The sequence below is a fragment of the Burkholderia sp. Ax-1720 genome (assembly GCF_011753035.1).
GTDB lineage: Bacteria > Pseudomonadota > Gammaproteobacteria > Burkholderiales > Burkholderiaceae > Burkholderia > Burkholderia gladioli.
Map to the genome: position 1 here is coordinate 1 of NZ_VWWK01000192.1, position 12,594 is coordinate 12,594.

The window sequence follows — 12,594 nt, forward strand, 5'->3', positions numbered from 1 at the left end:
GGCTTTCCCAACTACGAAGCCTCGGAGGAGATCGATTCGCTCGACGCGCGCGACCTCAGCCAGGAGGATTTCCACAAGCACTACGTGATGCAGAACCTGCCCTGCCGGGTACGCGGCGCGGCGGCGCCCGCCCTGGGCGATCGCGCTGTGCCAGCGCGTGGCGCTCGCCCACGGCGGCAGCTTCACGGCACCGGAACTCGCCGCCGGCAGCGCTGCACGCAGCACCCTGACGCTGCCGCGCAAGGCCAGCGCATGAGCTTTTTTCCGGCGCACGAACTTTACGTGCGCCTTTCCGCCTCTATACTGACGCTTCCTTTATTCCCGGAGTCGTTTCGTTGATACAGATCATCGCGCTGATCGGCGCGTTGTTGCTGGTGGCCCTGAACGGGTTCTTCGTGGCCGCCGAATTCGGTCTCGTCAAGCTGCGCGCCACGCGCGTCAAGACGCTGGCCCGTCAGCACGGCCTACGCGGCCGCATCCTGCGCATCGTCCATGCGCGCCTCGACGCCTACCTGTCCGCCTGCCAGCTCGGCATCACGCTGGCCTCGCTCGGCCTCGGCTGGATCGGCGAGCCCGCCTTCGCCGAGATCCTCTCGCCGCTGCTTGACGCGCTGGGCATCGAATCGCCGCAACTGGTGCACGCGATCTCGCTGGTGTTCGCGTTCTCGGTGATCTCCTTCCTGCACATCGTGGTGGGCGAGCTCGCGCCGAAATCGATGGCGATCCGCCAGCCCGAGCAGGTCGGCCTGTGGCTGGCGCTGCCGCTCTATGCCTTCTACTGGATGATGTACCCGGCGATCTGGGTGCTGAACAGCAGCGCCAACGCGGTGCTGCGCATCGTCGGCCTGTCCGCCGAGCACGGCGGCGACTCGCATTATTCGACCGACGAGCTGAAGCTGATCCTGCGCAGCCGCCGCAACGCGGCCGGCGCCAAGGCGCCGGTGGCCACCTACAGCAACGACGAGTGGAACACGCTGGCGCATTCGCTCGACTTCTCCTCGATGACGGTATCGGACCTGATGCGCCCGGCCAACGAGATGATCGGCCTGCGCCGCGACCTGCCGCTGCCCGACAACATGGAGGTGGTGGCGCGCCATCGCTTCAGCCGCTACCCGCTGTTTACCGACGCCTCGCGCGAGCAGGTGACGGGCCTGATCCATCTGAAGGACCTGCTGCTGGCGCGCCATGCCGGCGCCGCGCTGGAGGACCTGTCCGACTACGTGCGCCCGGTCCAGTACGTGCGGCCCGACACGCCCGCGCTCGAGCTGTTCCGGCGCTTCCGCAAGGGCGCGCCGCACTTCGCGCTGGTCGGCAACAAGCACGAGAAACCGATCGGCTTCCTCACGCTCGACAACCTGCTCGGCGCGCTGGTCGGCCAGATCCACGACGAGTTCCGCCAGGGCGACGCCGACTGGGCGCGCCTGGACGACGGCACGCTGATGGGCAAGGGCAGCCTGCCGGTGGTGTCGCTCGAGCAGGCGCTGGGCATCGACATCGACGAGGGCCGCGCCGAATCGGTCGGCGGCCTGGTGATCCAGGCCCTCAGCGACCTGCCGACCGAGGGCCAGCGCGTGTCCTTCGACAGCTTCGACGTGGTCGTGAAGAAGATGAACGGGCCGCGCATCGTGCTGGTGCGCGTCTACCCGAAGGCGCTGAAGGAAGCCGACGAGTAAGCCGACGAGTAAGCGCGACGGCGGCGGCACCCTCCCTCGCCGCCGTTCTCTCTCCCCGAAACAAAAACGCCCGCGCGCGACGGCCCCGAGGCCATCGCGCGCGGGCCGGCTTGCGCCCTTTTCCGCTGCCGTCACGCGCCGGATCGGCGCGCCGCCTCAGGCGCGCTCGTGCCGCATGTCGGCGGCGATCCAGTCGAGCACCGAGGCGTGCTTCGGCTGCCAGCCGAGCAGGCGCCTGGCGCGTTCGCCGCGCACGCGGCTGTTCGAGCCCAGGCCGTAGTTCGCCATCTCGTAGCCCCATTCCGCCTCGGCGTCCTTCAGCGGCCAGTCCTGCGCCGCGCCCAGGCCCATCGCCCGGGCGATCGCGGCCGACATGTCGCGGAATGCCGCCTCGCCGTTCTCGACGAAGTAGAAGGTGCCTTCGGCCGGCGTGCGTTGCAACGCGAGCCGATAGACCTCGACCACGTCGTCGATATGCACGTTCGACCAGATGTTGCGGCCCGGGCCGACGTGGCGCACCACGCCGCTCTTGCGCGCCTGGCGGATCAGGCGCGGCAGTTGCACGCTCTCGCGCGGCAGGCCCAGGCCATGGCCGTAGATCAGCGTATTGCACAGCACGGCGGGACGAATGCCTTGCCGCGAGGCGCCCAGCACGAGATTGTCGATCGCCACGCGCGCGGCCTTGTCGGCGGTCGGCTCGGGCAGCTTGTCCTCGTAGTAGATCGTCTCGCTGCCCTCGCCGCCCGAGGCGTCGCCGACGATGCTCGAGCCGCTGGTATGCAGCAGCACCTTGCCCGAACCGCCCAGCCCTTCGATCAGCGCCTCGACCGCGCCGCGATGGTCGCTATCGGCCGCGTTGATCACCGCATCGGCCGCCTGGGCCTCGCGCACCAGCAACGCGCGATCGTCGAGCGAACCGAGCCGCGGCTCGACGCCGATCGCGCGCAGTTCCTCGGCCTGCTCCTCGCGGCGCACCAGCCCGACCACCTGGTGCCCGTCGCCGGCCAGTCCAGCGGCGATCGAGCCGCCGATGAAACCACCCGCGCCCGTGACGAAAATCTTCATGTCGCACTCCTTGTATCGGTTCGTGAATGCAGCCAGTGTGAGCGCGATCGGGCCTCGTAAAAACCGTGTTAGGCTCAAGTCATTCTTGAATCAGGATCAAAAATGAAGACCTCGACCGAGGAATTGCAGACCTTCGTCGCGATCATCGACAGCGGCTCGATCACCGCCGCCGCCGAGCAGCTCGGCCAGACCGTGTCGGGCGTGAGCCGCGCGCTGAACCGGCTGGAACGCAAGCTCGGCGTCACGCTGCTGCGCCGGACCACGCGCAGCTCGCAGTTGACCGACGAGGGCGAGTTGCTGCTCACGCGCGCGCGCGACATCCTGCAATCGGTGGAAGAGGCCGAGACGGCCGTGTCGCTGGGCCGCGTGAAGCCGGCCGGGCGGCTGCGCGTGGACGCCGCCACGCCCTTCATGCTGCACGCGATCGTGCCGAACCTGCCCGCCTTCACCGCGCGCTATCCCGACATCCAGCTCGAACTGACCAACAACGAACGTTTCGTCGACCTGATCGAGCAGCGCATCGACATCGCGATCCGGATCGGCACGCTGCCCGATTCGACGCTGCATGCGCGAGCGCTCGGCGCCTGCCCGCTGCACATCCTGGCCAGCCCCGCCTACCTGGCCGAGCACGGCACGCCGCGCAGCGTCGCCGACCTGAAGCGGCACAAGCTGCTCGGCTTCAGCGACATCGAAACCCTCAACCGCTGGCCGCTGCGCCGGCGCGGCGCGGGCGGCCAGCCCGACGGCGAGGGCGTCGTCATCGAGCCGGCCCATACCGCCTCGAGCGGCGAGACGCTGCGCCATCTCGCGCTCGGCGGGCTCGGCATCGTCTGCCTGTCCGATTTCATGACCGCCGCCGATATCGCGGCGGGGCACCTGGTCCCGCTGCTCGGCGAGCTGATGAGCGACTATCGGCAGCCGATCAATGCCGTCTACTATCGCCACGCCGCGCTGACCGGGCGCGTGCAGGGCTTCCTCGATTTCCTGAGCCAGCATGTCAAGCTCTGAGGCCGCGGCGCGTCCCGCGCTGCCGGCCGTCTACCTGATCACGCCGGAGCCCGCATCCGCCACGACGGATGCGCTCGATGCGTTCGCGGCGCGACTCGAAGCAGCCTTCGCGAACGGCATCGCGCTGCTGCAATTGCGCGTGAAAAGCCTCGATGCAAAAACCTATGCCGCGCTGGCCGCGCGCGTGATCGAGCTCGCGCATGCAGCAGACGCGCGCGTGATCTGCAACGGCGCGATCACGCCGGCCGCCGCGCTCGCGCTCGGCGCCGACGGCGTGCATTTGAGCGAGGCCTCGCTATTCGCCGCCTCGTCGAGACCGGTGGCGCGCGAGGTGCTGTTGTCGGCGGCCTGCCACGATGCGGCGTCCTTGCGGCAGGCCCGACGGATCGGCGCGGATCTCGTCACGCTCTCGCCGGTCAAACCGACCCTCACCCATCCCGGCGCGCCGGCGCTCGGCTGGCACGGCTTCGCGCAATGCATCGCGCAGGCAGGGGCCGCCATCGAATCCGCGGCGCCGCCGCCAGCGCGCCCCGCCGTCTACGCGCTCGGCGGCATGACATGCGAGGACCTGCCGGACGCGCGTACCCACGGCGCGCATGGCGTCGCCGGCATTCGCGGTTTCGGGGTGTTCTGAGAGAGGGAATGCGCGCGGCGCCGCCGACCCGGCAACACCGCGCGACAGGGAGAAACGCCGCTCAGGCGTTGAACGCCGCGGCACCCTCGCGAGGATAGAAGCGCGCGTCATGCGAGAGCGCATAACGATTGACGTCGCCCGTCACCCAGGCGACCAGCGCATAAGGCGGCAACTCGCCGAACAGCACGCGATCGCGTGCCCGCGCCGGCGTCTCGAACACGATGGTGCCCTTGGGCGCATGCGCGAGCGACAGCGGATCGGGCGACAGGTTCAGCGCGAGACTGAGCAGCTCGCCGTCGCCGAGCCGCCAGACCGCCAGCAGCGCATCGGCCTCGACGCCATCGGCCAGCCGCAGCAGCTCGGCCGATTGCGGCCGCGAATCGAGCAGGCGCGGCGCGATCAGCTTGGCGCGCACCGCCAGCGCCGATTGCACGAAACGCTCGCTGGCCGCGTCGGGCGCGGCCTCGGCGAACACCAGCGGGATCTGCGGCGTCAGCAGCGACAGCGCGAGCGCCGCCAGCCCCGCCTCGCGCGTGGCGGCCGTCGGCCGGCACGCGCCGTCGGACAACACCAGCGAGGTGATCGGCAGCGTGATGTCGTTGCCGCCGCGTTCGTCGCCGACGCGCTGGTAGGCCGAGCCGCCCGCCGTCAGCGCGCGGGCCAGCGTGTGGATGGTCTGGCGCGTCGAGATCGCCTCGCGATACGGATGCGCGGCACGCCCGGTCAGGCGATGCAGCGCGCGCTCGCCGCATTCGTTCCATTGCGCGTCGAAATGCGTCTCGGCCAGGTGCGAGGGATGGCGCTCGCTGCCGAGCACGAAGTGCACGAGGCGATCGGACGAGACGGCCCCGCGCACGCGATCGGCGATCTCGCGCAGGCCCGCGGTGCCGATCCGGTCCGCCTCGCGCAGGCGCAGCCCGTCGCAGCGATATTCCTCGATCCAGTAGAGCGCGTTGTCGCAAAAGAAATCGCAGACCTCGGGATGCTCCAGCGCGAGCGGCGCCTGCTGGGGATCGTCGCGCAACTGGAAGAACGGCACCGCGTAGCGACGCAAGGCTTCGTTGCCGGTGCCGAAGCGCGCGTAGTCGAGATCGAGCAGCACCGCGAGGCCCAGGCCATGCGCCGCGTCGATCAGCGCCTTGAGCGCGTTCGGGCCGCCGTAGGCGGCCACCGGCGCGAACGGCAGGCTGTCGTGCGTGGTATCGGGCGAGGCCAGCAACTCGATGGCGGTCACGCCGAGCCGGGCGAGCTGCGGCAGGCGCTGGCGCACGGCATCGTAGCCGCCGAGCGCGCCGGGACGGATCGCATACAGCGCGATCTCCTCCCAGGGCCGGCCGCGCCAGAAGGTGTTGCGCCACTCGAAGGCGCGCGGATCGATCACCTCGCTCGCGCCGCCGACGCCCTCGGGCTGCGAGCGCGAGGCGGGATCGGGAATCAGCAGCGTGTCGTCGAGCCGGTAGCGGTAGCGCGCGCCGGGGCCGCATTCGGCGAAGGTCTCGAACCAGCCGTTGCCGGCCGGCGCCATCTCGATGGCGGGTTCCGCCGCGCCGTCGATGCCGAATTCGAGGCGCACCTCGGCGCTGGCGGGCGCCCACAGGCGGAAGTGGGTACGAAGCGTGGCGGCGGAGGCGCTGCAGGGTTGGGCGCCGAACGGCAGGCAATGCGTGTAGCGGTGTGCGTAAGGATCGTGCGGACAGTCGGACATGTGATGCGCTCCTTTAGGGAGGCATGGCCGGCACTGCAAGCGACGTGCCGGGCAGCGGGAGCAAGCAGTATGCGCCGAATCGCAAGCGCGTGCGAGTGTCGGACACCGCTTTTAAATGCGTCTTGACCCTTGCGCTCGCCGCGCGACGCGGCACGGAATTCGCTACCGCACCGCGCGCATGCACCACCGCGCGACGGCGGTGCGCGGCGCACCTTCCGCATGCGCCGGCCGCCTCGCGTGCCGCCCGGCGGTGCACGCGATTCGACAGGAACCCGAAACGATCGAGGCCCGCGTTCAGCTTGCGGCGGCACCTGCCGCATCGGCTTGCATCAACTGGAACACGTTGCCTTCCGGATCCGTGCCGTCGCAAAGCCGATAGGGAAAACCGTCGTAGCGCTTGATGCCGCGCATCGGCACGCCGGCCTGCAGCAGCCTGTCGTGCAAGGCCTCGATGCCCGCTTCGACCTGGAACACGAATTTCGCGTTGGAACCCGTTCCCGAACGCGCCGCGCCTTCCCCGGGCGGGCTCCGATACGCCTCGCCGACATGATGCAGGGCGAGCTCGATACCGCCCGCGTCGAGCACCACCCACTCCCCTTCGATCTCCTCGCGCAGCGGCAGCGTGAAATACGTTTGGTAGAAACACTTCAACTGGCGCACGTCGTGCGTGTATAGAATCACCCGGGTCATCGGAATCGGCATCGGCAAGGTCTCTCTCGTCTGGATCTGGAACGCGGGCCGTCACCCGCCCGCCTGCGCGAGCATAACCCGGCCGGCCCCGTTCCGGTCCGCTCGCCCGTCGCCATCGCGAGCGGCACGCCCTGCGTGCGAGGCGCCCCCCATCCCACAGGCTCATGCTGATCGTCCACCACCTGAACAACTCGCGCTCGCAGCGCGTGCTCTGGCTGCTTGAAGAACTCGGCGTTCCCTACGAGCTCAAGCGCTACCAGCGCGACCCCAAGACCATGCTCGCGCCGCCCGAGCTGCGCGCCGTGCATCCGCTCGGCAAGTCGCCGGTGCTCACCGACGAGGGTTTCACGCTGGCCGAATCGGGCGCGATCATCGAGTACCTGGTCGAGCGCTACGGCGAGGGCCGTTTCGCGCCGCCGCCGGGCACGCCGCAGCGGCTGCGCTATACCTACTGGCTGCACTACGCGGAAGGCTCGGCGATGCCGCCGCTGCTGCTCAAGCTGGTGGCGCTGCGCATCGCGCAGGCGCCGATGCCGTTCTTCGCCAGGCCGATCGCGCGCAAGATCTCGTCGACGCTGCAATCGAGCTTCGTCGATCCGCAGTTGAAGCTCCATCTCGGCTACGTCGACGCGGCGCTGCGCGAGACCGGCTGGTTCGTCGGCGACAGCTTCAGCGCCGCCGACGTGCAGATGAGCTTTCCGCTGGAAGCGGCCGCCTCGCGCGCCGACACGCTCGCGCAACTGCCGGCGATCCGCGCCTTCCTGGAGCGCATCCACGCGCGGCCCGCCTACCAGCGCGCGCTGGAACGCGGCGGCCCCTACGCGATGGTCGGCTGAGGCACGGCGATACCGGGCGCGGAGCGGGCATGCACCGCGCCTAGCCCAGCAGCCCGGCCGCCACGTTGATCGACAGGCCCAGCACCGCCATGTTGAAGTAGAACGAGAGGATCGACTGCGCGAGGCCCGCGCGCCGGATCGAGCGATTGTTCAGCATCACGTCCGAGGTCTGCGAGGCGACCGCGATGGTGAACGAGAAGTAGAGGAAGTCCCAGTAATCGGGCTCGAGCTCGCGATCGGGAAACTGCAGCGCGCGCGACTTGGGCGGCGACTGGTAATAGAGCCGCGCGTAATGCAGGGTGAAGATGGTCGGGATCAGGAACCAGGCGCCGAACAGCGTCGCGCCCGTCACCGCGTAGTGCTCGATGCCGGCGCGCAGGCCCACGCTCTTGGCGCTGGCCAGCTCCACCGCGATCGCGGCCACGCTGGCCACCGTCGCCAGGCAGATGATGGTCAGCACGGTGGTGGCGCTCTCGTCCTCGCGCATCGCGATCTCGCGCACCTTGTCGTGATGCGCGCGCGTCATCTGCCACCACATCAGCGCGAGATAGAACCACACCGTCACGTCCCAGCCGATCAGCACGCGCGCGAAACGGCTGTGCACGGCCGGCAGCAGGGCCGCGGCCACCATCCCCACCAGCAGCGCGACCCACATGCGCGGACGATTGCGAAACAGCATCGGCAGACTCGACATCGGTATCTCCGGAGAACGCGGGAACAAGCGGGAACAAGCGGAAATAAGCGGAAATAAGCGGCCGGCCTCAGCCGACCTGGTTCAGCTCGAACACCACGTCGACGGCCGAGCCGTTCCAGTTGTACTCGAGGTAGGCGGCGTGATGGCAGTCGCGCAGCAAGGTGGTGCGGAACGCGGCCAGGCACTCGCCGCCGCGATCGCGCACCGAGGGATAGGCCAGGCCCGCGAAACCGGCGCCGCGCACCATGCGCCCGAAGGCCTGCCCCGCCGAATAGTCGAGCGCGTCGAGCAGGGCCGGGTCGCGCTCGGGCCAGGCGCGGATGTCGGCCACCTCGCCCTGCGCCGCCACGGTATAGAGCCGCATCTGCTGGCGCATCGGCTTCTCGCGCGTGGCGGCCAGGAACAGGCCGGTGTGATGACGCGTCTCGGCGATCGCGGTGGCGCGCGAGCGCGCGCAGTAGAACACGCCGTAGCTGCCGTCGGAGAAACGGCTGCCCTGCGGATTCAGGTGCGTGAAGGCCGCCATGATCGGCCCGTAGCCGGGGCCGTAGCGGCGCTCCGCCGGCGGCACCAGTTCGAGTTGGCCGACCTCGGCGCGCACCCGGTCGTTGGTCATCGCCTCGAGCGCGTAGAGCGCGTCGAAATCCTCGGGCGAGGCCACCCGGTCGAACAGGTTGATGGCGGGAAAGCGGGTGGGAATCACCCGGTAGGCGGGCGCCCAGTCGAGCGTGGTGACGGGCCAGCGGGTCGAGCGATCGGCCGCGCTCACGCCCAGCCCCCCCGCACCGCGTCGAGATACTGGCGCACCGCCACCAGGTCGCTGACGTTGCCGGCCAGCATGCGGTCCAGCGCACGGCCGCCGTTGAAGGGCGCAGCGCTGTTGCTGCGCTTGAGCCAGCCGTCGGCCGCCTCGGGCGGCAGCAGGATCTGCAGCGCCTTGTAGATGCCGAGCATCAGCGACAGGCGCTCCAGCGTGTCGCGCGGCAGGCGCGCCGCCTGCGGCGCGTTCTTCCATTTGAAGAAGGTCGAGCGGCCCGGTGAGCCGAGCAGGACGATCTGCTGCTCGGTCGACAGGTCCCAGTCGCGCGCGATGTTGAAGAACGCACGCAGGCCGGCGGCGGACATCTGCGCCGGAGTCGCTTCGGGCACCGGATGCGAATCCGGTAGCGGGGTCGGTGCGGGTCGAGACATGGCCGTTAGTCTCAAAGTGAATTGACTAACAAGATTAGTCCATTCCCGGATGATTGCAAGGGCCCGATGATCGGAAGTTGCGGTCATGGCGGCGGGGACAGCCGCCGATCGGTCGCCGGCGCGGCCCGGCAGGCCCCTCCGGCGGTACCGCTGCCGCGCTGGCCTGGCGCGAACGCCGCGCCGATCGGCTCGGCGTTCGCAGCAAAAAGTCAGAGGAATCGCCCTCGAAAGATGCGGCGGCGCGCGGTCATCACGCCATCGCGGCGTCATCGGGCCGCGCAAAAAAAGCGGCGACGCATCGCGCCGCCGCCTTGCCTGCCTGCCGGATCGTGCCCGGCTTCATCCTCGTGCCGTCTTGCTGTCGTTTCGATGGGGTTCGGGCCACTGCCCGCGCCGCCCTCAGGCCGCGCCGAGCCGCCTGCGCACCGCCGAGACCTGCGGCTCGACCCAATCGGCCTGCCGCGCCTCGTTGGCGGCGACGATCTGCGACATCATCGCCAGATGGCGCCGGTTGTCGTGATCCCAGGGATGGAAACCGGGCCGGAAGAAATCGAGCCATTCGCGCGCGATGCGCGGAAACACGCCGTGGCGCGGCCCGTACAGGAACTTGATCACGCGCCACATGCCGCGCACGCGGTGGTCGGCCTGCCGATCCGAGCGGATCAGCCGCGTGTGGATCAGGAACACGGTCGGCCAGAAGGTCAGCGTGGTCATCAGGTAGGTGCCCACGCGCAGCAGGTAGCGCTTCGCGCCCGGCTCCATCACCGCGTTCCAGACGTCGAAGGACACCGCCTTGTGCTCGGTTTCCTCCAGCGCGTGCCACAGCCACATCTGCTTGTAGCCCTCCTCGGCGCCGTTCATGCGGGACGGGTCGTCGAGCAGCAGCCCGGCCAGCATGGCCGTGTAGTGCTCGGCCGCCACCGTGTGGGCGAGCTGCATCGAATGCGGCATCACGCGCTTCATCCAGCCCAGCACCTTCCAGACGCGCTGGTCGAGCTTGCGCGCCGGCAGCCGGTTGGCCTGCAGCGCCTCGTTGTACTCGACGTGCTCGCGCGTGTGCATCGCCTCCTGGCCGATGAAACCCAGCACCTGCTGCTTGAGCACCGGATCGTCGATGCGGTCGCGGTAGTTGCGCACCGAATCCATGAAGAAGCGCTCGCCGGCCGGGAACAGCAGCGACAGCGCGTTGAAGAAGTGCGTGACGGCCGGGCCCTGGCCGTGCCAGTCCTTGGCGCGCTCGATCGCGAGCGGGAAGCGCAGGTCCCGGCGCACGGGCATGATGTCGGCCGCGACGGCGGCTGCTGACGGATGAGGCATCGTCGATGCTCCTTGGCGGCACGCGCGGTTCGCGGGTTCGCCGGGCGCCTCGCCCGGCTCGCGGATCGATCGCGCGCCGAATTGATTACATTGGACGATGTAAAGATACGGCGATTCGCCGCGCCCGCGCAAGTCCCCCGCTAGTGCCGCGCTTCCAAACGAGACGCCCGGCGCGGCGGGCCGCCGGGCCGGGCAGGGCCGCCCCGCTTGAAACCGCGCCTGTCTGAGGAATCGATGAAAAAGGGGGCGGCACCGGCTGAAAAAAATCCGGCCGACGGCGAAAAACGACAGGCTCGGGGCCTGCCCGGGATGGGGTCGAAACGCTCGAAGCCGGTTTCGGCGGCAAATTCGGGCGCTCGGGCGCGCCGCTGTCTCAGGCGGCGACCGCCGCCGGCTCCTCGGCCGGCGGCACGAAGATGTAGCCGCGCCCGCGCATGGTCTGGATATGCCGGGGCCGGTCGGGATCGTCCTCGATCAGCGCGCGCAGCCGGAACACCAGCACGTCGAGGCCGCGCTCCGAGCGCGATTCGTCGCCGACCTGCAGCAGTTGCAGCAGGGTCGCGCGCGACAGCACCTGCAGCGGATGGCTGACGAAGGCCTTGAGCAGCGCGAATTCGCTGGGGCGCATGCCGAGGTCGCGGCCGTGCTTGCGGGCGCGGCGCGCGGCGAAGTCGATCTCGATCGCGCCCAGCATGCGCGGGCGCGGCACCTGCATCACGCCGAGCGCCGGGCCCACCGGGCGCTGCACGATGGTGCGGATGCGGGTGGACAGCTCCAGCAGGTTGAGCGGCTCGGCGAGGAAATCGTCGGCGCCGAATTCGAGCGCGAGCACCTTGTCGCTGACATCGGGCGCCTCGCCGATCAGCACCACCGGCATCTCGTAGCCGGCCGCGCGCAACTGGCGCAGCGAGGCATAGGTATCGGGATAACCGGGTCCGGCGCGCATCACGATCGCGGTGGGCTGCTCGCGCTCGACGCGCTCGACCAGGGTGGCGCTCGAATACCAGACCGACATCTCCATCCGGTGCTTGCTGAAATGGCTGCGCAGCGCGTCGCGCTGGGCTTCGTTCGGTTCGATGACGAGGATGTTGATGCTCATGGGCGATCCGTGGTTGACGTCGGTGCGCGCGAGGCGCCACCGGCCCGCGCCGCCGGGGCGCATCGCGGGCGGGGCGATGCACGATGGCCCCGAGACTAAGCACAGAATGCGCATCAAAAATGGGGGAAATGAGGAGAAAATATGAAATCCGTCCGCGCCGGCACGCGGGCCGCCGCAAAACCGGGACAATCCGCGGCTGACCGCCGCCTCGGCCCTGCATCCGGCCCTGCATCCGGCCCCGCATCCGGCCCCGAGTAAGCCCCGCAACCGGCCGGCGCCGGACCTTCCAGCCCCGCCCTGCTCGACACCACCGCTGCGCATGAAAGTCGGCATCACCTCCAAGCTGTTCCTCGCGATCCTCGCGACCTGCGTGGCCGTCGCCGTGGCGATGGGCGCGGCGATGCGCTATAGCTTCGAGAGCGGCTTCGGCCACTACCTGGTGGGCCGCAACGACGAGGAAATCACGCGCGTGACCAAGGCGCTCGAACGCGAGTACGCCGAGCACGGCAGTTGGGCCTTCATCACCGACCGGCCCGGTGCCTGGATCGGCTTCGTGCGCTCGGTCACGCCGATCTGGGTGGCGATCTCGCGCACCGAAAGGTCCGCGCGGTCGAGGTTGTCGAGCACGTAGCGATAGGCGCGGCGGTACTTGGCCGGCAGGCGCGCGCTGACGTCGTCGGGC

Annotated in this window: 14 protein-coding genes; 6 read left to right on the top strand and 8 right to left on the bottom strand. The window is 69.5% G+C overall.

The window, feature by feature from the left end; translation table 11 throughout:
- On the top strand, positions 1–339 hold a 339-nt coding region (locus F3J18_RS31545; protein ID WP_205195639.1), incomplete at its 5' end, for a hypothetical protein.
- On the top strand, positions 336–1,673 hold the full coding sequence (locus F3J18_RS31550) for a hemolysin family protein (protein WP_036036947.1): 1,338 nt from the start codon (positions 336–338) through the stop codon (positions 1,671–1,673). The genes F3J18_RS31545 and F3J18_RS31550, both read left to right, overlap by 4 nt.
- 156 nt (positions 1,674–1,829) lie before the next feature.
- Here the strand turns inward: F3J18_RS31550 and F3J18_RS31555 are convergent, their stop codons facing one another.
- Positions 1,830–2,738, bottom strand: coding sequence for an NAD-dependent epimerase/dehydratase family protein (locus F3J18_RS31555; protein ID WP_166916043.1), 909 nt, complete (start codon positions 2,736–2,738; stop codon positions 1,830–1,832).
- Between the two features lie 102 nt (positions 2,739–2,840).
- On the opposite strand from F3J18_RS31555, the gene F3J18_RS31560 reads away from it, so the two are divergent.
- Both F3J18_RS31560 and F3J18_RS31565 read left to right on the top strand, forming a co-directional pair.
- Complete coding sequence (locus tag F3J18_RS31560; RefSeq protein ID WP_025100617.1) at positions 2,841–3,746, top strand: LysR family transcriptional regulator; 906 nt, start codon at positions 2,841–2,843, stop codon at positions 3,744–3,746.
- Entirely contained in the window at positions 3,733–4,380 is a 648-nt protein-coding gene (locus tag F3J18_RS31565) for a thiamine phosphate synthase (protein ID WP_166916045.1), read from the top strand. The genes F3J18_RS31560 and F3J18_RS31565 overlap by 14 nt, the downstream gene beginning before the upstream one ends.
- A gap of 61 nt (positions 4,381–4,441) precedes the next feature.
- On the opposite strand, the gene F3J18_RS31570 is transcribed toward F3J18_RS31565, so the two are convergent.
- On the bottom strand, positions 4,442–6,085 hold the full coding sequence (locus F3J18_RS31570; protein ID WP_166916046.1) for a DUF3459 domain-containing protein: 1,644 nt from the start codon (positions 6,083–6,085) through the stop codon (positions 4,442–4,444).
- Between the two features lie 294 nt (positions 6,086–6,379).
- On the bottom strand, positions 6,380–6,787 hold the full coding sequence (locus tag F3J18_RS31575) for a VOC family protein (RefSeq protein ID WP_166916048.1): 408 nt from the start codon (positions 6,785–6,787) through the stop codon (positions 6,380–6,382).
- Between the two features lie 152 nt (positions 6,788–6,939).
- Between F3J18_RS31575 and F3J18_RS31580 the strand changes: the two genes are divergently transcribed.
- Complete coding sequence (locus tag F3J18_RS31580; RefSeq protein ID WP_025101178.1) at positions 6,940–7,611, top strand: glutathione S-transferase; 672 nt, start codon at positions 6,940–6,942, stop codon at positions 7,609–7,611.
- Positions 7,612–7,651: 40 nt separating this feature from the next.
- Here F3J18_RS31580 and F3J18_RS31585 read toward each other — a convergent pair whose 3' ends face one another.
- From F3J18_RS31585 to F3J18_RS31605, 5 genes are all read right to left on the bottom strand, one after another.
- A complete protein-coding gene (locus tag F3J18_RS31585) occupies positions 7,652–8,305 on the bottom strand; it encodes a DUF1345 domain-containing protein (RefSeq protein WP_025101177.1) in 654 nt (217 codons plus the stop codon).
- A 67-nt stretch (positions 8,306–8,372) separates the two neighbouring features.
- Positions 8,373–9,080 (bottom strand): RES family NAD+ phosphorylase, encoded by a 708-nt coding sequence (locus F3J18_RS31590; protein ID WP_172535091.1) that lies wholly within the window; start codon positions 9,078–9,080, stop codon positions 8,373–8,375.
- Entirely contained in the window at positions 9,071–9,496 is a 426-nt protein-coding gene (locus F3J18_RS31595; RefSeq protein WP_013690924.1) for an MbcA/ParS/Xre antitoxin family protein, read from the bottom strand. Before F3J18_RS31595 ends, F3J18_RS31590 begins: the two co-directional genes overlap by 10 nt.
- 399 nt (positions 9,497–9,895) lie before the next feature.
- Positions 9,896–10,813, bottom strand: a complete 918-nt coding sequence (locus tag F3J18_RS31600) for a metal-dependent hydrolase (protein ID WP_025101175.1) — start codon at positions 10,811–10,813, stop codon at positions 9,896–9,898.
- Positions 10,814–11,186: 373 nt separating this feature from the next.
- Positions 11,187–11,912 carry a response regulator transcription factor gene (locus F3J18_RS31605; RefSeq protein ID WP_047836362.1) on the bottom strand — a complete coding sequence of 242 codons (726 nt, stop codon included), beginning with the start codon at positions 11,910–11,912 and terminating at the stop codon, positions 11,187–11,189.
- 319 nt (positions 11,913–12,231) lie between these two features.
- On the opposite strand from F3J18_RS31605, the gene F3J18_RS31610 reads away from it, so the two are divergent.
- Positions 12,232–12,543 (top strand): hypothetical protein, encoded by a 312-nt coding sequence (locus tag F3J18_RS31610; RefSeq protein WP_166916041.1) that lies wholly within the window; start codon positions 12,232–12,234, stop codon positions 12,541–12,543.
- The last annotated feature ends 51 nt before the right edge of the window (positions 12,544–12,594 follow it).

Excerpts from the sequence above, each read along its gene's own strand:
- F3J18_RS31555 (WP_166916043.1), bottom strand. The coding sequence starts at position 2,738 with ATGAAGATTTTCGTCACGGGCGCGGGTGGTTTCATCGGCGGCTCGATC.
- F3J18_RS31560 (WP_025100617.1), top strand. The coding sequence starts at position 2,841 with ATGAAGACCTCGACCGAGGAATTGCAGACCTTCGTCGCGATCATCGAC.
- F3J18_RS31565 (WP_166916045.1), top strand. The coding sequence starts at position 3,733 with ATGTCAAGCTCTGAGGCCGCGGCGCGTCCCGCGCTGCCGGCCGTCTAC.
- F3J18_RS31570 (WP_166916046.1), bottom strand. The coding sequence starts at position 6,085 with ATGTCCGACTGTCCGCACGATCCTTACGCACACCGCTACACGCATTGC.
- F3J18_RS31575 (WP_166916048.1), bottom strand. The coding sequence starts at position 6,787 with ATGCCGATTCCGATGACCCGGGTGATTCTATACACGCACGACGTGCGC.
- F3J18_RS31580 (WP_025101178.1), top strand. The coding sequence starts at position 6,940 with ATGCTGATCGTCCACCACCTGAACAACTCGCGCTCGCAGCGCGTGCTC.
- F3J18_RS31585 (WP_025101177.1), bottom strand. The coding sequence starts at position 8,305 with ATGTCGAGTCTGCCGATGCTGTTTCGCAATCGTCCGCGCATGTGGGTC.
- F3J18_RS31595 (WP_013690924.1), bottom strand. The coding sequence starts at position 9,496 with ATGTCTCGACCCGCACCGACCCCGCTACCGGATTCGCATCCGGTGCCC.
- F3J18_RS31600 (WP_025101175.1), bottom strand. The coding sequence starts at position 10,813 with ATGCCTCATCCGTCAGCAGCCGCCGTCGCGGCCGACATCATGCCCGTG.
- F3J18_RS31605 (WP_047836362.1), bottom strand. The coding sequence starts at position 11,912 with ATGAGCATCAACATCCTCGTCATCGAACCGAACGAAGCCCAGCGCGAC.
- F3J18_RS31610 (WP_166916041.1), top strand. The coding sequence starts at position 12,232 with ATGAAAGTCGGCATCACCTCCAAGCTGTTCCTCGCGATCCTCGCGACC.